Source organism: Acinetobacter sp. 24-47-62, assembly GCF_056779765.1.
The window spans coordinates 1-820 of sequence record NZ_JBWYIN010000032.1 but is presented as its reverse complement, the minus strand read 5'-3'; the positions used below and the strand labels follow the sequence as shown (position 1 = coordinate 820).

The window sequence follows — 820 nt, the reverse complement described above, 5'->3', positions numbered from 1 at the left end:
GCTTCTGTGTTTGCTGTAAAAGTTGCTCAGTCTGGTGGCCTACTCGAAGGTCGTGATGTAGCAACCATTGCAAACCTCGCTGGTGTAGATCTGTATGGTGGCACGATGCTTGAAGGTTCTGTTGGCACCATCGCTTCTGCACATTTGTTCTCGACCTTTGAGAATTTGGCATATGGCACTGAATTGTTTGGTCCATTGCTGTTAACTGACGAAATTTTAAAGACCCCGCTTCAATATCGTGATTTCGAATTACATCTGCCTCAAGGCAATGGTTTAGGTATTGAGTTGGATTTAGACAAGATTGACAACCTTCGCCGCAAATAAGCGACGTGATACATCAGGAGTGAGACATGCTGTTTCATGTACGAATGGATGTGAACATCCCACTGGATATGCCAGTTGAAAAAGCGAATGAGATTAAAGCTGTTGAAAAGGCGTATTCGCAAGAGTTACAGCAACAAGGCAAGTGGCGTCATATCTGGCGAATCACAGGTCAGTATTCAAACATCAGTATTTTTGATGTGGAAAGCAATGAAGAGCTTCATTCAATTTTACAAGGTCTTCCGCTTTACCCATATATGAATATCGAAGTAATGGCGTTAAATCGCCACCCATCTTCTATCCGTGAAGATGATCGTTAAGTTTTAAGTGTCTTGGCTTGATTGATTCAGGCCATGACTTCAATACATCCAGAGGTTTTTTAGCGTCATTTTAAACAAGGATTGTGGCAGCGAGCTCAAACACATTAGAAGTCAGCCACCACACAGCAAGCATACTTAAGGAGAAATAGTATGAACCGCGAACAAATTAATGCTTTAGT

2 protein-coding genes are annotated in these 820 nt (G+C 42.1%); both read left to right on the top strand.

The annotated features are described in order from the left end of the window. On the top strand, positions 1-324 hold a 324-nt coding region (locus tag AC1M87_RS14735; protein WP_481594115.1), incomplete at its 5' end, for an enolase C-terminal domain-like protein. Positions 325-350: 26 nt separating this feature from the next. Beyond that, positions 351-641: a muconolactone Delta-isomerase gene (catC, locus tag AC1M87_RS14730; RefSeq protein WP_092766278.1), complete on the top strand. Its 291-nt coding sequence runs from the start codon at positions 351-353 to the stop codon at positions 639-641. Positions 642-820: the final 179 nt, after the last annotated feature.

Coding starts and splice junctions, on each gene's coding strand:
- catC (WP_092766278.1), top strand. CDS start 351: ATGCTGTTTCATGTACGAATGGATGTGAACATCCCACTGGATATGCCA.